Source organism: Massilia sp. H6 (genome assembly GCF_024802625.1).
In the GTDB taxonomy this organism is placed as follows: Bacteria; Pseudomonadota; Gammaproteobacteria; order Burkholderiales; family Burkholderiaceae_D; genus Telluria.
Genome location: NZ_CP103373.1, coordinates 65539 through 87916, shown reverse-complemented (window position 1 = coordinate 87916; position 22378 = coordinate 65539). Strand labels below are relative to the sequence as shown.

The window sequence follows — 22378 nt, the reverse complement described above, 5'->3', positions numbered from 1 at the left end:
CGTGAGCGCACACCCAGCCAAGAGGAGGCAGAGGGCTGCCAAAAATCCATGTGTCAAGCGCATGCAAGACTCCTTGTGTAGTCCAAGCCGACTGCAATACTGCGTAGTTCGCGCTGCGACCTATACTATTTGGCAAAATGACGCGCGATAAAATGGCATCGTTGCGCTTCGCAAAATCGCCGCTGTTGGTGGATTTAGGAACCGATAGCCTTGACCGTATTTTTGCGGCCCCCCGTGATCTTGCGATAAACGCTCATCGGTACCCTCCCCACTGCTTTAGCTCCTCCGCCGACAACGCGTACATCCGATGCCGCACGATTGAGCGAACGCCTAAGAGAGGTGGGCCTCAGAGCAGACACTGCTGTCGTGGCCTTCCCATAAGTCCAGCCTGCAGCACCTAATGTGCTAATGGCGGCGCCACCACCCAGGGCCGACGCGATCGAGGGAAGCTGCATCATTACGAGGGCGGCTATCAGGCACATAACTACGGCCGGGACTGCGAGTTCGACAGTAAGCGCAGCCGGGCTACCACCGGCAGCGACGTTCAGATACTGCACTATGATGGTCATAATAAGTTTGATAGCGCCAGCAGTCAGGATCACTAAGAAAACGTAGTTAAGGGCCTGTCCTAGCCACGCCTCGAAAAAACGCTTTGTGCCGTCAAAAATTAGAAGTAGAACGAAAATCGGTCCGATTCCCAGAAGAATCGCTAACGCCATTTTTGACAAAGCCAGCAAGAAGGCTGCATAAGCTGTTGCTGCTACTGCAGCAACCCATATCAGAAATGCCGCCGCCAAAAGCCCAAGATCGGGGATCATTCCCCCACTCGCAAACGCGTTTTCGTAATATCCGTTGCCAAGATCGTATAATTTTGACATTAACCCGTCGAGGTATTGCACATTGGTATCGGGATCCGAATAACCGCTCGCCACGATGCCTGCCATCGCTTCAGGCGTGTTCCAGAGAAAATCCGAAATGTAAGTTGAGTACCGGCCGGTGTTGAGCGCGATCCCTACGATGACAGCAAGACGCACAATTCGAGCTATACCATCGGTGATTGGCTCTGAAATCATGCCACGCAGCATTGTCCAGCCCCAGAGCATTACGTAAATTATCAGCATCGAGTAGGCCACTCCGCTGACTGCTCCAATTACGTTGGCGGAGACATCACCGACGTAAGTTGTTAGAGCGACGTTCAGCTTCGAAAACGTGTCTTCGTAAAAGTGAAAGTCGCTTGGCGCAGGCATGCTCAGGCACCTTTAAAAACGTGGAACGCCAGTTTTACTTTTAGCATTGCTCGCAGACAAAGCGCTCTGAACTTTTATACAAGTCTCATTCAGCGGTTTGCCGATACAATATTTTTCGACAAACGCACGCTGCGTCATAGGTTCCCCATCAACCACGACGTTCTTGGGATCAGCAACATGTGGAACAGAATCGAATTCGCACGCAGATATACAAAAAGTGAGCGCAGTCGCAATCATTATGAATTTCATCAAGTACTCCTAAGTGACGGCTCAGACGGCGGTGCCGCCTGAGTCATTTAGAACCGGGGAATGCCGCCTGGACCCTTGGCCCCTTTCATTGAGATCTCTCGTGCCTGCTGAGTCATGATGTCGCGCTGAGCCTGTTGCAACTGCGCCATCAAGTGGAGTTTGACCAGCTCGTTTTGCACCATGACCTGCTCTGCCTGGATACGCGCTTGCAGGTCAGCCACGTCTTTTGCTTCAGGCGCATCTCCAATTTTGTCGATCAGCGATTGGATCGAGGTGATGCGGTCGCTGGCTTGCTTATATCCTTCTTCTGAGAGAGCGCGGTTCATCGCCACCTGGTTCTGTGCCCCAACGAATGCTTTGCCAGCCGCACTGGCCGGGTCAAGGCTGGTATCGCCAATTCCTGTGATCTGAGCGGCAGCGCGAATTCCATTAATCTTGCCTTGCAGGCCGGTGTACCCCCCCGGCGAATTCAGCAAGTTCATCGTTTGGTTCCACTCGTTCGGCAGATAACGCCGCACGGCCGGGTTGTTGACGAGCGACTCCATGCCGCGCGAGCCGTTCAGGCTGTTATGTGTCGTCACGGCCTGGTTATAGGAATTCACCAGTTGGGTGTACTGCTGCCCCATCTGTGCGTACTGCTTGCCCCATGCCAGCACTTGCTGAACGGATTGCGCTAGGGATGCGGCATCGATCACGGGAATGCCCGCTTGCGCCTGACTGGCGGCGCCAAGGACGAGCGCTGTCGCCAAACTCTTGAACCATCGTTCCATGTCACGCTCCTATTCCTGTTGAACAGTCGTTTCTCGCGGGTGCGAGGCCTCGGTCACCTGCGCCGCTGGTGGCGGCTCGGCGCCTCCTTTCCTGATCCGGTGGAATTCAGGCAGCCAGCGGGCCGGATCTGCACCGAGTTCGGCTACCAGTCTCTCAACGAGATTCGAGGTGGCAGTGTTCCCCGACAACACCGCCAGCTCATCATCGAAGCCACGCAGTTTGAATTCCGCCACCACCGAATTGCCGCCTTGCTTGACGAGGAATAAACGCGATTTCTCCCCGAACTCCTTGATGATCTGGAATTCCCGTTCGGTGAGTTTGAAACCGTTGACGTACTCGTCGTAGTCAGCTTCCGGGTTGGGCAGAAAGATCTTGGTGGCGGTCTGCTGGATGATCGCGTCGGCGATCGGGCTCTTGATCACCTGGCCAGGCATCTGCGTACCCATGATGAGGAAGCCATCTTGCTTGCGGATCGTCACCAGCTTGTTCTCGACCAGTTCGCGCATGCTGGCGTCCTTGCTCAGCTGCCCAAACTCATCAAAGAAGATTGGCACGCGCCGCCCATCGAGCAGCGTCTCGACCCGGTGAAACAGGTACATCATCGTCGGCTCGCGCGTCTCGTCGTTCGGAAGAAATTCCGTAACGTCAAACCCCAGGATCGGTGTGTCGTCAACGTTCAGGGTGTCCTCGACATTGTCGAACAGCCAGCCAAGCGGCGCGTTGCGGCCAGCCCAACGCGACAGGCGGGCATGGATGCCTTCGGGGTCGCCCATCGGTAAGAATTGCAGCACCGCGCTGAAGCGGCGCATAGATTGTGGCGTGCTCATCACGCCATGAATCGCGTTAAAGATCGTTTTCTCATCGCTCGGGGTAAACGGACGGTCGGCCCGGTAGGCGCAGCGACGCACCAGCTTCTCGAGGAAGTTCAGGTTGCGCTCGGTCGGCTCGAGCTGGAACGGGTTCCAGCCCGACGGAATACCGTTTTTGAGTGGGAAATATCGCCCCCCTAAGGCGCGAATGCCGACCGAGGCGCCGAGGTCCTTGTCGAAGAACACCGCCGCTAGTTTGTTGCCGCCTTTCTGCCGCGGATTATTAAATTTTAACGACTGCGCTAGCAGAAACATCTGAAGCGCTGTCTTGCCGGTGCCGGACTTACCAATGACGATGGTATTAGCGAGGTCCTTGTGGTTCGGGTCGAGCGCAGCAGCCCGTTTGGCTTCGGAGCCATCCTCCCCCTTGTGCCAATTGAAGTAATACGGGGCGCCCGACACGGTGCGAAACGCGGTGACGGCATGCCCCCACTGGTTGTGGCGAATATGTCCGATAGGATAGTTATGGAAAGAGCTGAAGCCGGCGAAATTGCGACTGCTGATGTCGCCCACATTGACCCGGAAGGCGAAATTTCCTGGCAACTGCGCGTAGAACGAACCCGCGATACCCATGTCCTCGCGATACCATTTCATCCCAGCGTCCGAAATCGCATTGCCCGCATCGCCGATGTGCTCGGCCAATGCTTTTTGGTCGTCGGCGCGGATAAATAAGATGAAGTTATGCACGCCCATCACAATCTTGCCAGACACCAGATCGTCCATCGCTGTTTCGATGGCATCGACTTGCGAGGTGGCCACGTCGCCAGCGTTCACCATGCGGGCGTGCTGGCGCTTCATACGGCCAAGTGCGACCGGACGACTCAAAAAGGTAAACGATTGCGTTAACACGAACTCGAACGGCATGCTCAGCAAGTCGTTCATCAGACCCGGACAGGTGACCGACGTATAGTCTTGAATGCTCAGGATGGCGCCGTACTGGGTGAGCGTCGGCCCCTTCAATGCAAGCAAGCCGCCCTTGCCAAACAATGGGCGCGACGTCGCCAAATGCTCCGCCATCTCTGCGAAGGTGAGTGGCTGGCGTCGCCACTCGCCGTCCACCAAGAAGGCGAGAAATTCACGCACCTCGGAAAACATCACACCGTTACGCTCGTAGCAGCCAAGTATCTCCGGCTCGTAGCGATCCAGTCCTGCCAAAGCGGTATCGACAATCTCATGCAGCGCTTCCAGCTCATCGCGCTGTTGCTCAGCCAGCTCGGCGCTCGCCTTCTTGCCGATGAAGTCGAACATTTTGAGGACCTTGACCGGCTGCGGTCGGTAGACCACGGAGACGTATAGCTCATTGATCAGGCTACGCTGGCCGGCCAGATGGGCGCGATACTTGTCGTTGAGGTCGCGCGCAAACCCCGGCTCGAACTCGCCGCCCGGATACTCACCGTATTCACGGCGCACGACATGGGCCCACAGAGCCACGTTGGGCGACGCAATGTTCCTGGTCAGGTTGTTGAGCTGGTCGTGCCAAATGTTGATGTCGCGGGCGTCGGCGCTTTCGTGCGCGGCGCCTTGCAGGCGCAAGGTCATCATGTAATCACCCGTCTTGAGCTTGACGACGGACTCGGTCACATGCCCCGCATAGGGGATAAAATCCTTACCGGCGGGCTCTTCTTTCTGAGCTTCATCGGCGTACTTGAACGCTGCTGCAGCCATGCTCTCTCCTTCGTATCTTCGGGATGCCGACACTATTTTTCCCACTTTTTATAAGAGACTGGAGAGAAGCTGGCGGCTCCCCAGAAGCGACTGTTGCGGCAGCGTCCGATGGTCTTGAGCCACATGAAGATCGCATCGAACGCTTTCGGATTGCTGGCGCTAATGGCGTACAGCACGCCATGAATTGGCACCGCCAGCAGCAGGTACAAGGGGTTGCCCACCGCCAGAAAAACCAACGTGGTCGCCATGAATTCGATGACGAACGCGGTATACGGCACGCCCCACATGGTAGTGGGGCGCGTCAAGCCCACGAACAGCTCGTCGGTATAAACGTCTTGCGCGCCGTCATCCATGGTCTAGCTCGCCGCTGCAATCAAGTAGTCGACCAGTGATGCGCCACCGAAGATGAGCACGATGCCAACGATGATTTTGATGGCCCAGTCCCAAGACAACTTGCCGGCCAAGGCGGCGATACCGCAGGCAATGACGCTAATGATGGCGATGGTACGAGTCAGGCCACCTGTGAAGATGGCGAGTACCTCGTCGCCCATCGAGTCCCATGGACTACCTCCCCCCGCCAGCGCAACGCCAGGGGCGACGGCGACAACGCATAGGGCCATCAGAACCATCGAACGCGCTGCGCGCCGGTCCGTCTCGCCGTGTCGTGCTTTGTCAACAGCGACAAAGTTGCGGCCCGTCTTGATGACTTGTCCAATCTTCGTGCGGATGTTCATTTTGTTGCCTCTCCAGAATAAAGAGTAAGGATGATGCTAGGTATGCCTACGAACTTTTCCTGTATGTGCTTTGCCAATCGGTCCAGGCTGGCCCTCTCACGTGGCGGTTTGCGGAATGTCATCAGTGTTAGCCTTGCTCCTAATTCCTAAGGTGCACCGTGATTCGAAACTTGCCGTCATCGGTCTGGGTAATGTGCAGGCTTTTGACTACCTTGCTTCGCACGATGAGAACGAGTTCAGCTTCACTAATGATGTTCATCCGATTTCTTTGGCAGACCTCGCATTTCTCCACCGTGGCTGGATGCCATCATGGTCGTAGTGTGTTTTCTGGTGGAAACCCATGTATTTAGCTGGATCAAACTTAGACGATTTGCAGTTGCGAAATTCGAGGTAATGCAACAGGCGCGCGGAGAACTGCAGCATATTGCGCTGTGATCGACGCTGAACCTGATCCCGACTTGCCTGATCTCATCGCCAGTCGCCGATTGCATGTCGTCGCCCGCGAGGCGGGGTACAGTGAAGACTCGACAATGCGATGCCACACTAGCTTGCCGTGCGTTCTGGCAGGCAGGACAAAGCAAGAGTTCTGGAGCTGCAGGTGCACCGCGCACCCGTCCCTTACTGTCTGACACTCGGCGTTGTTGCTGGGAGGCAGTCCTGAGGCGCGTTAGCGCCATGGGCAGCTTCGCCGATAGAATTGAATCTCAAGGTGCTAGCGGTACACCATGACCGACACACGTGGAGCGCTAGAATTTCCTGCACTATCGGGGTGCTTCGGGCGCTGATCCGGAGCCTGGTGTATGTTGTGAACAACGGTGCTGACACGTCGCTTTGTCGTCGCATTTACACCTGAAACCACACGGATCGGCAGAGTTTGCCCAGCTACCCCGACTGCTACTGCGCTGTTGAGTACTTTCTGGACATAGCTCGGCTGGCCTTTGAAATCCGCTGTGAAACCTGTCAAGAAATTGCCGCTGTAATAACAACTAAACGCCGCTTGCAAGGCGCTGGTATCGGTCATCCCTTTCGCCTTGGCGCGTCGGTAACATTCCTGAAGGATGAGCGAGGCCGCCTTCAGATTTGCGCATGGCTCGAACGCACTTTGATAATCCAATCCGTACCTGGACAGGTTGTAACGGTTTACCTGTCCCATCCCCAGCGAGAAATTCACACCCGCAGCGGTCAGCGCATTCGCCGTGGCAACAGCTTCGGCCTTGTTCGTCGGCTGACGTGCTAAGCGACCGCCAACGACACCAATGGCGAACGGATTGAAGGTCGATTCGACGCGGACGACGGCGGCCATCGTGGCAGGATGCACGGCCAGAGCGCACTGCTGTGCGAGCGCATAAAATTCGATCATCGACGCAGTTACCAGCGCACGCGATGCGAGAACGTTGAGTTCACGTACACATCAACGTGATGCGGCTGGGGACTTGGAGCGATGACGACGACCTGGTCAAATACGCTAGCCGGCAGCGCGGCCGTGCCGTCGCTATTGCCCACTGCGAGCGTTGTCTCACCGACGCGGTTGCCAACGCATACCTTGTTGCGTAGCGCGCCTGCGTCCTCACCGTAGGGGTCATCCCCCTCCCCAATACCGAGGTAGTAGCTCGCGCTGACGCCCTGGCGCACGGCATAAGTACCAGCGTCCAGCGCCGTCGTACCAGCAGGGCATTGGTCATAGAACGATGTTCCATGCTGGACCCAGGATTTCCCCCCTGGCGCGTCGGGTGCACTAGCCATGTCGCACTTAGGAAAGGCTTTACCTCGCGCGAGGTCGCGGAACAGTTTTTTGATCGGCGGAACGCATTCCATCACTGCCATAGGACCAGCTGGATTGGCCATGCACAACAGGACCGTACAACCGTGGTCTGATGCACGCACCGATCCTATGGGAATGATTAAGATAAGGCCACACATGAGCAAACCGAGTTTCATCCCTAATCTCCTGTAGAGGCCAAAAAACGTAACGAGACGAGCAGGCATCAACCTTCCCGTACCGCCAACAAGCGCGGCGCTAGACCTCACCACGTCTGTTGCGTAAAAAGATTGTTTTCGCTGACCAAGCGTATTAAAAACTTGTTTTAGTAGACTGAAGATTAAAAAAATCAAGAGATGATTGAAATGCTTGCTTGAGCCAGGTCTACACTCGAAAGTCTGATTCGCGCATAAGAGCATCAATGCAAGTCAGTATCGATTCGTGCTTAAACGTCTACTACCCAAAGGTCAAAAAGACCTGGCGGAAGCGTGGGCGGAGATGATCGGTCTAGTAGCTGCCCCGAGCTTGCCCAGCCTGGCCTACAGCTTATGGATCAAACGATTCGATGGTTCGCGTTGCAGTGGGCAGCGAACACATCGACCGCTGCCAAGTTCGGCTGGGTACCTGAAATCCTGCGCCGTTGGGTACGCCAGCAAGAGACCGATACGGGCCGACATCCGAGTCGGACGACCGCCGAACAGGAGCGTGTAACAATTGCATGAGCTGCGCAAAGCTGACGAGATCCGGCGCCTGGCAAGTGCTGATTTCGCTCAGGCGGAGCTCGACCGCCGCTGTACGTCGTCAAGGTATTTATCGATAACACCGTCATGCCAACAACGTCGAGTCGATCTGTTATGTCACGCAAGTCGTGCCTTCGGGCTACTGGCGTCTCTCTGCACGCACGCGCAATCGGCATTGCAATGCGCAGCGGTGCAGCGATGAGAGCCTGAGTGTCCAGATCAAGCGAGTCTGGCACGCCAACCTGCAGGTCTACAGCGGCAAGGTATGGCGACAGTTACGCCGTGACGGTACCGGTGACTGTCAAGCTAGTTGTCGCCTGAATTAGTTGTTATGCCGCTTTTTTGAGCAGCTCGTTTTTGTCCACTTCGGTCACATTGCTGCTGGTCTGATCCGGGTTCAGATGGACGATGGAGACGGGCTCCCAGTTGCGCGTGTTGCCGCTCCAGCGCTCCGGATGCGCAGCCCTTGCTGCCTGATACACCGCGTCCCGTTTGCGTAGCAACGCCGCGTCCAGGCCTGCGTGGCGCTGTGCCGGGGTCACGAACCGGATCGCGCTGTGGCGGTGCTCGTGGTTATACCAATGAACAAAGCGACCGACCCACTGCCGTGCCGCCAACAGGCTGTCGAAGGCCCTTCGTGGATAGATGGGCCGATATTTCAATGTCTTGAACAACGACTCCGAAAAGGGGTTGTCATTGCTCACGGACGGGCGGCTGAATGAGGGCATCACGCCCAGCGCCTGCAGGGTCGCCAGCATGGTTGCGCCCTTCATCGGGCTGCCATTGTCCGAATGCAGTACGACCTGCTCCGGAGCAATGTTCTCCCGTTCGCAAATGTCACGCACAACCTCGCCGGCAAGCTCACTGCTTTCCACGTCGTATATCTGCCAGCCCACGATTTTGCGGCTGAAAATATCCATGAACAAGTAGAGGTAAAAATAGACGCCCTTCACGGGCGTGGGCAGATACGTGATGTCCCAGCTGTACAGCTGACCAGGGGCGGTCGCCACCAGCGCACGCGGCTTGTGACGAGCCTGTGCGGGACGTTCGGCATTTCGATGGGCGAGTTGATTCTCCGCTTTCAGCACCCGATAGAATGTCGACTCCGAGGCCAGGTACACCCCTTGATCGACCAAGCGCGGCACGATCTGGCTGGGCGGCAGGCTCGCGAACTCATCGGAGTTGGCGACAGCGAGCAACTGACTGCGTTCAAGCGCGCTGAGCCGGTTTCGCGGCGCCTGCACACGCGCCGGCCGCTGGTCGCCGCGCAGTACGTCACGCTGCCACCGTTGCAGCGTGCGCTCGCTGAACGAGATCGCAGCGCACGCCTTGTCCTGGCGCGCACCGGCTTCGACCGATTCTGCGACCAGGGCCATCACTGCGATGCGCTCTGGCAGCGAGGTCATTTGACCTCGTCCTCCCAGAGCGCCCGGAACTTTTTTTGTAGGATCAGTAACGCTGCCGCCTCCGCCAGTGCCTTGTCCTTGCGCAGCACCTCCCGTTGCAGTCGATCGTTGTCCTCCTTGAGCGCGCGTAGCGCTTTCGAATCCTGCGGCCCCGTTTTTCTATCGGTGCAAAACGCCGCCTGCCACTCGTTCAAATGATGAGGAAAAACGCCGTGCTCTCGGCACCACGCGTTCAATGTCTCGCCCGTCATGCCGTGGGTCTCGTGCAGCGCCACCAGCTGCTCCTGGGCACTCCAATCCTGCGGACGCTTCTCTTTTGCCGCTGGGGTATTCGTCTCTGCCACTGCTTTCCTCACCATCCAATTTTTCAGCGTGTGGTAATTGACGTTGATATCGTCTGCGACTGCCTGCACGCTCCTGCCGCCACGCGAGAATACCTTGACCAGTGCCTGTTCTACAAATGCCGGTGAGTACACTGCCTTCATCTTGCACCTCTATATTTGGGGGAAATCTAGAGGCGACAACTAGTCTGACACCGGGGGGTACTGATGTGACACGCTACACCGTAAGACGCTTGATGCGTCGGGCCGGACTGCGCAGCGTCGTGCTTGGCAAGGTCATACTCACCAAAGTGCTGGACGTGAACGCACCGTGTCCGAACTAGTACGCGCAACTGCGCAGTCAAGTCATCCGGGACTGACTCACACCGACCCGCCTCTACGAAAGCCGGGGCGATTTACCCGTTACCCCTGTGTGCAGGAGAAATTGCAGATATAAACCGAACTTCTGATCGCGAACATGCTTGCTTACGATGGAGTATCTACATCTACAGATGACATGTGTAACATCTTAGCGTGGGCGCTACCGGCGAACCTAGTGCACTGCGCTTTCGCGCCGCAGCACGTCGCCAAATAATTTCTCATCAGGTCCAAGCCGGGGGGGGAACAATGCAAACCAGAAGAGAAAGACTAATCCTGGCCGTGCTTATATCCTTCATTGCACTTGCAGGATTAATGCACGAACTCGATGAAATCCACGCCGGCGAATACCGCTATCTCAGAAACGAATTCAAACAAGGTTCGTCAGCGTATCGGGCCAAGGTTGCGACCGCGATGTACAGCGGTGAAATAAACCGGTGGGAATTTCGACACTTGCTCAATCAGCATCGAAACGGTGTCGGTCCATTTTCTGTTAGCGATAAGGGGCTGAACTTGAAGCAAGAGCGCCTCATACTCGCTGCGATGACACGCATTATTCAGGCCCCCTGAATACCTTGGGCAGCGCCAGAAAACAGCGCCACACTAGACGACGACTGTTGGGACATAAGCCCGGCAGGGAAAAGATGGATGCTCCTTTGTTGCTCACAGTGCGCAAAGTCCTCCCGGCGTCCAAATCGTAACAGCCATTCAAAGTGAGCACTTCCTAACCGCCAGGCGCAGGCGGATACCAGCCGCTGTCATTAAAAGTGTTTTCAATTGATATTCGCGAACTATACATACCATCCGCGCTGAAGTGAGCGCTTACCCCGCGACACTTAGGTCACATCAGCATTTGATTCTTGTCCGCAAAATGCGACAAGCTCTCGACGGTTGGTTCACCCCACAACGCATCGGCGTACCACAGGCTAAGGGCAGTGCGCGTGACCCCCTTGTCGAGCGCCTTTTCCAATGCCGGCACCTTGCCGCTGGCTTGCGCCTTGAACTGCTCAAAGGTCGCACTGCGCTGTTCAGCGTCCATTTCCGTAAACACATCGAGTGCCAGCTTGGCCCGCGCCGTCAAGAACCGTTCGAGCAGTGTCGGCCCTTCAGCCGCCGAGCCCGTCTTGAGTCGTGGCCCCGTCTTCTTGTCCGGAAGTTTGGCTTCACTCTTTAAGGCCCAGCGCAAATACGCCACCTTCGAGTGGATCGGACCACCATTGGCAGAATTGACCCGGGCATCGACCACCGCGAGGGCTTGCCCAATTTTCTCATCGGGATATTCGCCAATAACATTGCTGGCCTCGTGCTGGGACATGCCCAAACCCATGAGCTTTTCAAGTAAGGTAAGATCAATGGTGAAGGGAGCGCGCGATTCTTGCTGGGTATCGGGCTTGAACTCGACGCGAAACTGCAGTTGCTGGACACGACGACCTAGCTTGTGTTCAATTAGCTCGACGTCGATGTCAGTGACGCGGTTGACCTCCGCGATCGCATTTTTCAGGACATCGCGTTTAAAGTATTTGTACTCAGGCAAATCCTCTGCCTTCTCAGGCACCGGATTGCCCGTAAGAAGCCCGTACCAGTGCTCTACAGAATAGGTCGAGGTCAACTTCGAGGGATTAGTTGCGTAGCGACGGCACAGCTCGTATAAGGCTAACGCTGTTCCGGACTTTAACAGTCCTTGATAGTGAATACTGAGCCGGGTATAGGTTTCCGGCTGCATGACGCTTTCATGCACTTCAGGCGGAAACGCAAAGCCGACCCAGACCTGTCCAGTACGACTATGCAAACCCTTTGGATTGACGAAGGTGACTGATGCGATCAATCGTTCGCTGGTCCACTGACGGTCAGTCTCGAGCAGAAGCTTGATATCCTGCATTTCAGAGATTTGCTCACGCAGAAACTGCATATCGCGGCTATCGTAGCTCGCATTGCGTGCCAGCACTGAAAGCGGCACCCAGAAGTACTTTTGAGCGGCAGGCGTGTCGATCGGTGCGTCCTGGCCCAGCTTACGGATGCGCTGCGCATGGTACATCAGGACGTTGAACACTTTGCGGTTCAGGAGCGTTAGACGACCCGAAACAACCCGTAATCCAATCGCCTCATTCGACTTGCGGATCTCGAGTTCGGTACGAGGCGCGACTGACTTGGCAGAGGTATCGACGATCTCAGCCGCATTGGCAGTCGTTCCCTTGGCCTTCTCTGCCATGCGATCCCCCCCCCTGTCTCACCCAGACATTACCTAACTCATTGCCAACGCGCATTATTGCATGGGCTCCCATACGTGAGTCAAGTATACTCACCCTTGCAACGGTGAGCCCAGCACTTTCACCAATCGTCTCGTCCCTGTTGAACCTCACCTAAGGGCAATAGCGCCTTTGAGTCCCTGAACATTCTCACCTTTTCAAACCGTACTGAGGTAAGCGATCCCTCGTTTCAAGAAAACACTGTGGTCCTACCAGACGTGGAAGCAGCAAGCCGACTCTCTGTGGACACTCACCTGTCGGTGATAGCGAAACATCGACGGCGCTACCAGCGCTGACGAATCGTTTCCAGTCCGGGCGTGAAAAAGTGACAGAACGACTTGAGCATGTCATACCCATCTGGTTGGAGAGTTATACAGCCTCTACTAACTCAGCCATGCCAGTATCACCCAGTCAAACGACCGTCAGCCGCGTCCCTATACACGCTCACCTTTAAGTTGTTTGCTCCTCTTGGCCCCCCCGTGAAAGCTCACCATAAAGGCCATCTAGTTGAGGAGCTGGTTTATCCAGAGATCACGAAGGACGCTCGCTTTAAGGCAATGAGAGTGCACGCCTCTCAAATGTCCCTGAAAAAGCTCACCTTGTCCGCGCTAGTCCCTGTCCAGACTCACCTTTACGCTCATACGGTCCCCGATAGCACTCACCTCAAGCAATTTAACTGCCTGAATGCACTCACCCTGAGTCCCTGCGTCGGCTCACTCAACAGCCACACCATCCCTGGGCACCCTCACGCATGTCCCTGTTCAGCCTCACCTAGGTGACTGTATAGTCTCACCTAAAATCGCTGGAACCCGCATGGTTACTACGTTTCACAGAGCGTAAACAGGTCAACAGCGGTTAACTTTGTTTTTTCAAATAAAAACCTCTCAATACCGGCCGAGCGACACCCTTAATTAAAGCGTTTACCACGAGCACCACATCCGCATGCAACTGAGGAAGCAACACGAGGACCATAGATGCCAAAGCCAAAAAGTCATTCTTCGTGTTCCACCCCGACCACAACGTACGCAAGGTCCAAGCTGGCTCGCTCAGTGCGGCCCGTTCGCGCAAACCGTTCGCGACCACTGAATAAGCCATTTTGACCCTCACACAGTCCCGCAGCTTCATCCGTGACCATCGGCGCTACTCCAGCGTCGATACCCTTGTCTACATGATCGACGCATACCGTCATCGGAGTGGCCTAGCTCCGCACTTCGTCTTCCAAGAACCGCACATCGCTCAGCCACTCCCTGTAAAAGCTCACCTTTTTAACTAATCGATCGTTCCTGGTACCAGGAACGACAAGGATGAAAGGGATAGCTGTCGAAAACTGCGGTCGCTACGCATCAACATTCGTCCTCAGCTGGACGTATATAAGCTGGCGCCGCACCATAGTCCCCGGACAGTCTCACCTTAGACAAGCATGTGCCTGTACAGCCTCACCATCGATCACACTTTGTCCCCGGAAATGCTCACCTTTGCACCATCTGCTCCCTGAATCCACTCACCTGACGTCCCTGCTGCGACCCACCCAAGACGAACGTCCTCCCTGCATGAGCTCACCCACGTCCCTGTAGAAGCTCACTGAGGTCACCGGGGAGGCTCACCATATTCTGCTGAAACCCGCATGGATACTGCGTTTCAGCGAACTTAAACAGGTAAACAAGGGTTAACTTTGTTTCTTCAAATAAAAACCTCTCAATTCATCATGAGAAGCCCACATTTTGCTTAATCGCCAAGGCCATCAAAGCTGACGCTCGGCGTCGCTACAAAACCCAATCCCTGATCGTGCCCAAGATCCCTGACGCTAGGTCGTCCAGGACGAACTCACCCTACCAACAGGTTCCGCACGCTTACGCCCCATAGCACAAGACCAACAAGATCATTGTCGCCCATGTCCCTGTCACCACTCACCTTGACCCTAAGTCACCATGCTGATGACGTTCAAACTTCAATCCACAGCACCGAACGCTTCATTCACGGTCCCTGTTAGCTCTCACCTACAGGTTACTGTCGACTTCCCCAACGGCTGACCAGCTTCATCATCATCGGCTCCGAGTCCCTGTAGGCACTCACCTTTGCCAACAAACCTTCATCAATGGCTGTTTCGCAAGGCATATCGCACGGTTTCACAACGATGCGTTACCTCATAGCGAGGTTAAGACAGTTTGTAGGTGGGAACACGTCCAAATCGTCGAATAAACGTCTGCGTCCCTGTTTGAGCTCACCTAACAAGCCCACTGATCCCGAGGGAGAGATCCTTCGTTGCAAGGAAAAGTCATGGACATGGCTACAGCATCCCCATGCAAGGTTTTTACTTCACATTGAGATTTTTCCCTTGCACCGAAAGGGTAAGTTGAGAGAAAATTACGAAATCGAATTTCGGGAGACCGACTTGGGACGTAAAACATTTAAGGTACAAGGGGTTGCTAAACTGCTTGGCATCAGTGTCGACTCAGTACGTCGTGACGCCGACGAAGCCGGTTTGCAAATTGAACGCCAGGGTGGCAGCGGGCCCAAGACACGGATTTTTACCGTCGAAAACGTGTTTGATTTGGCAACCCATCGGGCACGTAAATATAATTTGACTCCCAAGGTCAAGCGTATTCTGACGGTCTATGCCCCCAAGGGGGGTGTTGGAAAAACGACCATTAGCTCAAACATTGCCTGCATCCTGTCCTTGATGGGCTTTCGGGTCCTGGTCATCGATCTCGACTTTCAGGCCAATCTGACGATCTCGTTTGGCTATGACCCGGAACTCACACCGGAAGAAGCTGCGGCGGCCGGACTGGCCCAATCGACGTGCGTCGAATATCACCTGGGACATCTGCTGCCACAATGGCAACAAAACGGCGAGATACAGCCGCTCTCGAAAGTCATCAAAAAGCCGTTCGGCGAGAACGGCCCGCACTTGATTCCCTCAGAAGTGACGCTTGACCGCCTGGAAGCGCTGTTCACCGTAGATGCGATCATGGGCAAAAAGCCCGAGCTGGCGATCGCGCGCTGGCTCGACGAAGGCATCTCTGGTCGCAACCCCAACTTCAATCTGTCGCAGTACGACATCGTGATGTTCGATGCGCCTCCCGCGAAGAATCAGACGACACGCGGCGCCTTGCTGGCCAGCGACTTTGCCATTGCCCCAGTGTCGATGGAGCGCTACAGCACGAAATCGGTCTCGTATCTGGCTGACGTCATCGGCGAGATGAAAAACACCCATAGCAAGTTCCCGCAGTTGTCGGTACTGGGTAATTTCTTCGATGCCAAACGGGTGCGGGTGGCGGCCCAGGTCATTGCACTGACCAGCAAGTACCCGGAAGCGTGGATGGACAACCAGATCAGCACCAGCGAGGAATTCAAAAAAGTGCTGGACGAAGATGATGGCTTGCCGCTGGCATTGGCGCGGCCGACCAGTATCGCCGCCGACGAACTGCGCGCGGCAACCCGTGAGCTCGTCGAGAGAATGGGCATGTTCAGTTCTAATGCTCAGAAGGACAGCTCGCGCGCCGCGTAAGCAGCAGCGGTCATTGACCAAAACGGAGTATCTGTGACGAAACATCAACAATCCGAAGCGGACTTCAACGCTTCCTTGGCCGAGCGCTTACGAGCTACCGGACGCACCGCGGCGCCAATGCACATGAACGACCTGCCGAGTGGGCCGTCGAAGTCCTTGAGCGACCTGTTGAACGACAATCAGGAGCAACAGCCGCAGTCGAGCAGCGACGTGCCGGCCCATGTGCCAGCGGACGATGAGATCAGTTCGGCAAGCCCGCAGCGTGTTCCGCTGCATATGATTGTCGACTCTCCGTATCAGCCACGAAAAAAATACGACGAGTCTGAACTGCAGCTGCTGGGCGAAACCTTAAAAGGGCGCGGTCAGGACGAGCCGATTACGGTTCGGGTTCTGGACAGCGGGAAGTTCGAACTGATCGCAGGTCACCGTCGCGTCAGGGCGGCACGATTGATTGGCTGGTCCGAACTCGATGCGCGGGTAGTGACGTTGTCGAATCGAGACGCGTGCCTGGCGACCTTGGTCCACAACGAAAGCAACGTCAAGCTGTCCGATTATGAGCGCGGCCTAGCTTACCAAACCGCGCTCAAAGAGGGCTATGCCTCCACACAGTCGGGCATCGCCACCGTGTTCGGCTGTACCCAGGCACGCGTGTCCCAGTGCCTGAGCCTCTTCGACCTGCCGCAACCGGTGCTGGACTTGATGGCCAAGTATCCTGAACTGATCACCTACCGCAAGGCCCGGGTCATCAAGGAAGTGTTGGCCAGGCATCCCTCCGGCGAAGACAGCATCGTTCGCGCCGTCGAAACGCTCATCGACCGGCCGCACATGGATCAATCGGAGCTGCGCGCTGTACTGCTTAAACCGTTCGAGGCCAAGCGTGTACGATCGAAAGCGCCCGTTCCACGCACCATCAATGACAAGAATGGTGAATCGGCGTTTCATGTCCAGGTGAAGTCGCGTGACATCCTGATCCAGGTTGAAGATGGCGTCGACGTCGAGATGGCGCTGCAAAGTGCCATGGCCGCGCTGCGCGAATTTGCCGTGACGCTTGAATTGCCGAAGAAGCAGAAGTCGAGCAAATCGAACAGTTGACATCCTAGGTGGCAGCGCATCGCTAAGCGGTACGCCTCATGCGCAACCAGCAGCTCAACGAGGGCGCCATTTGGCGCCTTCGTTGTATTCTGACCTTCAGACCGGTCGCGATCGATCTTCATGCGATTCCAGCTGCGAGGTCGGTACTGCGCTCCCTCATCACTCGACGAGGACGGCTCGCCTCCTCCGCTGAGCTTCCCGAGAAACGCTTCGACGAACGAATGCGGAGCAACGTCGTTGGTATGCATCGTCAGGAACGAAATTAATCGACCCCCGGCGGCGCGGTCGCGTTAGTCGCCGTCGTCCTTGCCCATGCGCTGCGAATCGGCCATCATCTCACGTTCGCCAGTGTCAGGCCCGATCTCATCAGCCGGCATTGATCCACATGCAAGCACGCCCACTCCCCATCCGGTGTCGAATACGAATCAACCGCTCAGCCACGATGCGTCCCAGGCGACCGCACGTCGCTGCGTTCAGCACTAGGTAGGACGCGGATCCTCGACATTCACGCTCCACCTACTGCCTGTATTTACACGCTTCCCACGGTGACTGTACACACGAAAGGTGAGGCTTTACAGGGAGTGCCGATCGGACATCGGCTCTCGATCAAGCCCGGTAACGGCGTTGGAAGGCGCGTAGCGCGCTCAATGCGATGCATTGGAAGGATGATGGTCTACTCAAGGCCCACAAGCGTATAGGCGTCGCCTGGTGCAGTCGAAAGGTGAGCATCTACGTGCAGGCGAAGTTTTGGGATAGAGGCAGCCTAGTCAAGAATGCGATGCTCGCATAGACAAGCTGAACCCGATTGCCAACCTGGTAACGTTCTACAACCAAACGCGGCAGCAAACGTGACAGTACCGGACGCCGGGGTGATGCCCTGGCGGATGTATTCCCAGATGCTAAGTATCCGTAATAGGTGAGACTTATTAGGATAGGTATGAAATAGCGGTAAATCGCTGTAAGGCGTGACAAAGCTATAGCGCCGGTATAGAGAAAAGGGAAGAAACAGGCCGGCATGTAGTCCGACCAAGAAGATGGCCGGCAAGGCTCCCCCACCGTAGACGCTGCAAGGGTAACGGGAAGCGCAGTGACGGACGCGGGATGGTAAGGTGAGCTTGCGCGGGGACCCGCAGCGGCGCTGAGATCGTTTAACGACACGCTTCGTTCAAAACGATGCCTCTGGGGGTAACGCTCACGCGTTCACCCGTTCTGTCGCTGAATGACCGATCGACAAGATTAGGTCGTGTCGTTGAGGCCGGAGCCACGATTGAACATGGTACACGCTGGGGTAGCGCGAATATTTTGAACTTCCTCGCCATACTGAACGGCTCGTTTTCGCTCACAGGGTTCGTTCGCCCCGCCAGCCATGCATTTGGTCACTAGTTTTGGTGAGCACAACCATCGCTTCAGTGTCGTGGAGCTCCAGTCGCACACGAAAATGCGGACGAAAGGTGAGCGCCAACGGGGACCAACCCTTCCATAATCGGACTGCACCCGGCGACACTTTGTATCGGCCAGCACGGCCTTCCACTCGTCTTATGTGACAGGTTGCAGCCAGTCACTTCTTGTCTGCAAGCTTCGATGATCGACAACGGATCCACGAACTTTCCACAATGAACATTTTAGGAATGGCACCCGTTCTAGGATCAATGCCGGAATGCGTATGGAAGACGATCAAACCTATCTAATCTCCCCTTCAGGAAGAAAAGTGTTTGTATTCAACAGTTTAGATTGACATAAGCTGCTTATAACTGCGACCAACGAAAAACACGGCAGGTGAGTTGCGTTAAGTTCGGCGCAGCCTACCAGCAAGTTTGTTGAGAGGGTGCCGCTCGATGTTGTGTGGGTAATCTGGGCTGCCTTGCTAGGGAAACGATCAGAAAACCATCGATAGACTGCACGTCGGAGAGGCGTGTGCTCGTTCAATTACCGGTCCACACGTTCTTCCGCGGACATGCGCAAATCGCCCTCGCGATGAGTCCAGACCAGGCGCTTTAACAGATCCGCAGTTCGCTCGCTAGCGATGATCGGACGTGTGTCTCTGCGTTCGTCAGTCCAGAGAGTATCCACACTGGTGGGGCCACGCATGCAGGGTTAGGTAGATGTCCGCGCTGCAGGAAACTATAAGCAGCTTATAAATCGGAGCAGGATGGAGGCGCATGCGCGGCCCTGGTTCAGAAAGTTTCCGATGTACCTACAGACACACATTACGCGTCGCGCGCAACGTGGATCAGTACACTATCGATCGGGTGTCGCGAGCATGGAATAGACCCAACGCGCGCAAGCCGAGAGGCGCAAGCGGACTCCGCCGAAACACTGCACTCAGAATATAAGCAGCTTATAAAGTTTAACGTCCTACGTGGGCGCCACTGAGTCTTTTGCGAAACTAGCCGCGTCGATCATGCAGGGACTGCTCAGGAGGGAATATAAGCAGCTTATAATTCGATCGGCGGCGAACGCAGGCGACTTGCACCGGCCGTATCCGCCAACCTCATTGAGGAGCGTTGAGCTGCTGGGCGCAGAAATCGGCCGCTACAGACGGCAGCATTTGGAAATCATTTCGTCGCACATGGGTACCCTGGCCGAGACTGCCTTTATTTTCGTAACATATAAGCAGCTTATAAATGGCGGCACCCTTGATGCACGACACGATCGACAAATAATTCCCCGCAATCCAGCTCGCCTTGAGACGGAGCGACGCGACGGGAATATAAGCTGCTTATAAACACAGGAGGCTTCGCGTCCACTTCCTGGTGCCGTGCCTTGCCGCTCTTCCCCGGGTGCTACGGCGCCAAAGCGTGATGGAACAGCTTGGCGTGGTCGTCTTTATCACGCGTTTCATGGACGATCGTATGCATTGATGGAGAAGCTGCGTAGGTTGAGATTACGCTGTGATCGGTCATGTTGTTGACGATAGCCTTTCCGATAGGACTTTATGTTGACATCGGTGGCAGGCGCTGTGATGCATGCGAGGCCGCTCGATAGCCCGCGATCTATGCCTACACGTCGCCGAGGGTGTCTATTCAGCCTTATTCACTGTTCAGCTAAACGTTTCGACCCACAGTAAGAGTGCCGCCGTCAAGACAGAGCTCACCAAGGCAGTGAGGCCATGGCCACGGAGATTGCTGTCTGCGACGCGCTGCGCGACTGTCCCGCGCTGGTTTAGAAATGCATCTAGTCGAACCGCGAACTCAGACGTCTCGCGCTGGACAGCCACCCGCACCGCTTCGTATACCGCTTTGCGTTGAAGTTCCGCGGCAAGCGTCGCCACCTCCGAGAGCTGATCGCGCGCGTGTTCCGTAAGCGCCGTCTTGGCCTCGTCAGTGAAGCTGGTCACTGCCAATCGATAGTTGAGGCCCGCTTTTTCCAGGATCTGAGCGGCTAAAACAAGCCGTCGTTCGCCCTCCGCGAGGGTCTTGGGTAACTCTTCAGACCGGGTCAGCAAGCCGTCCAATTCGCCCAATATCTCCGCGATCAGCGCTTCGCGAGAAGTGACCGGTTCCCTCATACCGCGGGAAAGCTTGTGTTGAACACACCATCGAGGTTCTTGGTCGCAGTGATCGCGAGACGTTTGATCGCCACCATTTTGAGGCAGAAGGCCCTTTCTTCATCGTCACGCGCCTGGCGAAGCTTTGCCCGGTAATCCGTTGCATCCCCTGAGACTTCACAGAGCGATTTTCCAACCTCTTTTAACCTGTCGAACACTTCATTCGCGTAGATGATGGCCCCGGGGTTAAGGGTGAACGATTTCTCTAGTTCAGCCAATCCAAACAGCGGGGCGAACTCGGTGTCGATGACATCTTCGACGTCCACCCTATTGAAAACGATCCGGACCTTTTGGCGTGGGACCCCAATGCTGGAGAGAACACGAATGGTATTCACGGTGTCTGCCATGGGCTTTTTATCCTTTACCGTCGGAACGAGAAAATAGTCGAACTCTTCATGGGAGCCGTGATATTGCTGCATCAGCTTGAAGTGAATCGCCACGAGTTTCCTAGACACTCGCGAGCCGCTTGAAATACTGCTTTTCATACTCGACCGGCGACAAGTCATTGCTGAAGCTGTGCCGGCGCTTTGGATTGTAAAACATCTCAATGTAATCGAAGACATCCTGCTTTGCCTCTTCCCGAGTGCCGTAGGTCTTGCGTCGGATTCGTTCCCTTTTCAGGAGCTGGAAGAAGCTCTCGGCCACGGCGTTATCGTGACAGTTCCCACGTCGGCTCATGCTCTGCTGCAGGTTATGCTCGTCCAGGAAGTCGCGCCAGTCGTAGCTACTGAATTGGCTGCCCTGATCGGAATGCACCATCACTGCATTCTTGGGTTGCCGACGCCAGACGGCCATCAAGAGCGCATTCATCGCCAGCTCGCGGTCAATTCGAGAACTCATCGACCAGCCGACCACCTGACGCGAAAACAGGTCCAGTACAACGGCCAGATAAAGCCACCCTTCGTAAGTGCGAATGTACGTGATGTCCGTCACCCAGACCCGATTCGGTTCCTGCACGTCGAATTGGCGCTGTAGATGATTAGGCGCCACCAGCGAAGGGGCGCCGCCTCGTTTGTATTTCCGCTTGGCGTAACCGGTTTGCGAACGAAACCCGGCCGACCTCATGAGACGGTGGACGCGATTGACGCCGCATTGCTCACCGAGCTCGCGCAGGTCGTCGCTGACTTTGCGGTAGCCGTACACGCTGCCGCTTTCCAGCCACGATTCCTTGATTGAAACCAGAAGGCGCTTGTCTTCTTTGGTGCGACGGCTTTCGGGGTTCAGACTCCAGGCATAGAAGCCGCTCGGATGCACCTCGAGCACTTTGCACAGCCGACGCACCGGGAACTGGTCCTGTAACTCAGCAATTAAGGTGTACCTTACCCGGACGTCTTGGCAAAGTACACCGCGGCTTTTTTCAATATGTCACGCTCCTCCGTGACGCGCTTGAGCTCGGCCTTCAGGCGCCTCATCTCGTCGGCCTGGGCATCGACGGCCTTGCGCTCCGTCTCAGGCACGCCGTAGCGCTTCGTCCAAGCGTAGAGGCTATGAATGCTTATCCCGAGCCGCGCCGCTACTTCGCTCGGTGGGTGACCGCCCTGCGCCACCTGCTTGATCGCTGCAATCTTGAACTCTTCTGTGTACCGCTTACCGCTCATATCTTCTCCTTGTGCCCGACATTATGGGTCAGAAGTGTCTACGATAGTCGTGGCGATTCACGGCGTCTCAGAATCGGAGCTGCTGCGACTCGCCCTGTACCAGTTGTTAGAAAGCTGCGAACAGCAGCCGATCCAGTCCAAAGCGAAGGGCGATGCCAAATCATCCTTGGTTGCGGCTAATCCGGGTGAGGAAAGTCTCGGGCGCAAAACGGTATGGATGCCCGTATTTCTGATGAAAGCAGCGAGCGA

General features: G+C 55.8%; 16 protein-coding genes and 1 other annotated feature. Of the genes, 3 read left to right on the top strand and 13 right to left on the bottom strand.

Annotated features, from left to right (window positions below; genetic code table 11):
• Window positions 1–194: 194 nt before the first annotated feature.
• From NRS07_RS20205 to NRS07_RS20160, 9 genes are all read right to left on the bottom strand, one after another.
• Window positions 195–1247, bottom strand: coding sequence for a type IV secretion system protein (locus NRS07_RS20205; protein WP_259213880.1), 1053 nt, complete (start codon window positions 1245–1247; stop codon window positions 195–197).
• A 12-nt stretch (window positions 1248–1259) separates the two neighbouring features.
• The gene (locus NRS07_RS20200; RefSeq protein WP_259213879.1) at window positions 1260–1496 is read right to left on the bottom strand and encodes a hypothetical protein; all 237 of its coding nucleotides are present in this window, start codon (window positions 1494–1496) and stop codon (window positions 1260–1262) included.
• Between the two features lie 47 nt (window positions 1497–1543).
• Window positions 1544–2266 carry a P-type DNA transfer protein VirB5 gene (gene virB5, locus NRS07_RS20195; RefSeq protein WP_259213878.1) on the bottom strand — a complete coding sequence of 241 codons (723 nt, stop codon included), beginning with the start codon at window positions 2264–2266 and terminating at the stop codon, window positions 1544–1546.
• A 9-nt stretch (window positions 2267–2275) separates the two neighbouring features.
• Window positions 2276–4801 carry a VirB4 family type IV secretion/conjugal transfer ATPase gene (locus tag NRS07_RS20190; protein ID WP_259213876.1) on the bottom strand — a complete coding sequence of 842 codons (2526 nt, stop codon included), beginning with the start codon at window positions 4799–4801 and terminating at the stop codon, window positions 2276–2278.
• Between the two features lie 32 nt (window positions 4802–4833).
• A complete protein-coding gene (locus NRS07_RS20185; protein WP_259213873.1) occupies window positions 4834–5154 on the bottom strand; it encodes a type IV secretion system protein VirB3 in 321 nt (106 codons plus the stop codon).
• A gap of 3 nt (window positions 5155–5157) precedes the next feature.
• Window positions 5158–5535, bottom strand: a complete 378-nt coding sequence (locus NRS07_RS20180; protein ID WP_259213872.1) for a TrbC/VirB2 family protein — start codon at window positions 5533–5535, stop codon at window positions 5158–5160.
• A gap of 712 nt (window positions 5536–6247) precedes the next feature.
• On the bottom strand, window positions 6248–6895 hold the full coding sequence (locus tag NRS07_RS20175; protein ID WP_373889886.1) for a lytic transglycosylase domain-containing protein: 648 nt from the start codon (window positions 6893–6895) through the stop codon (window positions 6248–6250).
• Window positions 6896–6903: 8 nt separating this feature from the next.
• The gene (locus tag NRS07_RS20170) at window positions 6904–7473 is read right to left on the bottom strand and encodes a hypothetical protein (protein ID WP_259213871.1); all 570 of its coding nucleotides are present in this window, start codon (window positions 7471–7473) and stop codon (window positions 6904–6906) included.
• A gap of 579 nt (window positions 7474–8052) precedes the next feature.
• Window positions 8053–8165: a sequence feature (AL1L pseudoknot), on the top strand.
• A 198-nt stretch (window positions 8166–8363) separates the two neighbouring features.
• A protein-coding gene (locus tag NRS07_RS20160) for an IS3 family transposase (protein ID WP_259213846.1) occupies window positions 8364–9925 on the bottom strand; the annotation gives its coding sequence in 2 pieces (ribosomal slippage) (window positions 8364–9469 and window positions 9469–9925; 1563 coding nt in all).
• Between the two features lie 528 nt (window positions 9926–10453).
• Here NRS07_RS20160 and NRS07_RS20150 point away from each other — a divergent pair.
• Window positions 10454–10708, top strand: coding sequence for a hypothetical protein (locus NRS07_RS20150; RefSeq protein ID WP_259213870.1), 255 nt, complete (start codon window positions 10454–10456; stop codon window positions 10706–10708).
• 271 nt (window positions 10709–10979) lie between these two features.
• Here NRS07_RS20150 and NRS07_RS20145 read toward each other — a convergent pair whose 3' ends face one another.
• On the bottom strand, window positions 10980–12347 hold the full coding sequence (locus NRS07_RS20145) for a replication initiation protein (RefSeq protein ID WP_259213869.1): 1368 nt from the start codon (window positions 12345–12347) through the stop codon (window positions 10980–10982).
• Window positions 12348–14776: 2429 nt separating this feature from the next.
• On the opposite strand from NRS07_RS20145, the gene NRS07_RS20140 reads away from it, so the two are divergent.
• Together NRS07_RS20140 and NRS07_RS20135 are read left to right on the top strand one after the other, a co-directional pair.
• Complete coding sequence (locus NRS07_RS20140) at window positions 14777–15892, top strand: ParA family protein (protein ID WP_259213868.1); 1116 nt, start codon at window positions 14777–14779, stop codon at window positions 15890–15892.
• 33 nt (window positions 15893–15925) lie between these two features.
• Window positions 15926–16984, top strand: a complete 1059-nt coding sequence (locus NRS07_RS20135; RefSeq protein ID WP_259213867.1) for a ParB/RepB/Spo0J family partition protein — start codon at window positions 15926–15928, stop codon at window positions 16982–16984.
• A gap of 3040 nt (window positions 16985–20024) precedes the next feature.
• Here the strand turns inward: NRS07_RS20135 and NRS07_RS20130 are convergent.
• The 3 genes from NRS07_RS20130 to NRS07_RS20120 all read right to left on the bottom strand — a co-directional run bounded on the left by NRS07_RS20130 (window position 20025) and on the right by NRS07_RS20120 (window position 22129).
• Window positions 20025–20492 carry a hypothetical protein gene (locus NRS07_RS20130; protein ID WP_259213865.1) on the bottom strand — a complete coding sequence of 156 codons (468 nt, stop codon included), beginning with the start codon at window positions 20490–20492 and terminating at the stop codon, window positions 20025–20027.
• Entirely contained in the window at window positions 20489–20971 is a 483-nt protein-coding gene (locus tag NRS07_RS20125) for a hypothetical protein (RefSeq protein WP_259213863.1), read from the bottom strand. The genes NRS07_RS20130 and NRS07_RS20125 overlap by 4 nt, the downstream gene beginning before the upstream one ends.
• 7 nt (window positions 20972–20978) lie before the next feature.
• Window positions 20979–22129 (bottom strand): IS3 family transposase gene (locus tag NRS07_RS20120; protein WP_259211202.1). Its coding sequence is split into 2 segments (ribosomal slippage): window positions 20979–21883 and window positions 21883–22129, totalling 1152 coding nucleotides; the frame shifts between segments, so codons are not numbered across the junction.
• Between the last annotated feature and the right edge of the window lie 249 nt (window positions 22130–22378).

Excerpts from the sequence above, each read along its gene's own strand:
- NRS07_RS20205 (WP_259213880.1), bottom strand. The coding sequence starts at position 1,247 with ATGCCTGCGCCAAGCGACTTTCACTTTTACGAAGACACGTTTTCGAAG.
- NRS07_RS20130 (WP_259213865.1), bottom strand. The coding sequence starts at position 20,492 with ATGAGGGAACCGGTCACTTCTCGCGAAGCGCTGATCGCGGAGATATTG.
- NRS07_RS20190 (WP_259213876.1), bottom strand. The coding sequence starts at position 4,801 with ATGGCTGCAGCAGCGTTCAAGTACGCCGATGAAGCTCAGAAAGAAGAG.
- NRS07_RS20145 (WP_259213869.1), bottom strand. The coding sequence starts at position 12,347 with ATGGCAGAGAAGGCCAAGGGAACGACTGCCAATGCGGCTGAGATCGTC.
- NRS07_RS20170 (WP_259213871.1), bottom strand. The coding sequence starts at position 7,473 with ATGAAACTCGGTTTGCTCATGTGTGGCCTTATCTTAATCATTCCCATA.
- NRS07_RS20185 (WP_259213873.1), bottom strand. The coding sequence starts at position 5,154 with ATGGATGACGGCGCGCAAGACGTTTATACCGACGAGCTGTTCGTGGGC.
- NRS07_RS20180 (WP_259213872.1), bottom strand. The coding sequence starts at position 5,535 with ATGAACATCCGCACGAAGATTGGACAAGTCATCAAGACGGGCCGCAAC.
- virB5 (WP_259213878.1), bottom strand. The coding sequence starts at position 2,266 with ATGGAACGATGGTTCAAGAGTTTGGCGACAGCGCTCGTCCTTGGCGCC.
- NRS07_RS20200 (WP_259213879.1), bottom strand. The coding sequence starts at position 1,496 with ATGAAATTCATAATGATTGCGACTGCGCTCACTTTTTGTATATCTGCG.
- NRS07_RS20175 (WP_373889886.1), bottom strand. The coding sequence starts at position 6,895 with ATGATCGAATTTTATGCGCTCGCACAGCAGTGCGCTCTGGCCGTGCAT.
- NRS07_RS20150 (WP_259213870.1), top strand. The coding sequence starts at position 10,454 with ATGCACGAACTCGATGAAATCCACGCCGGCGAATACCGCTATCTCAGA.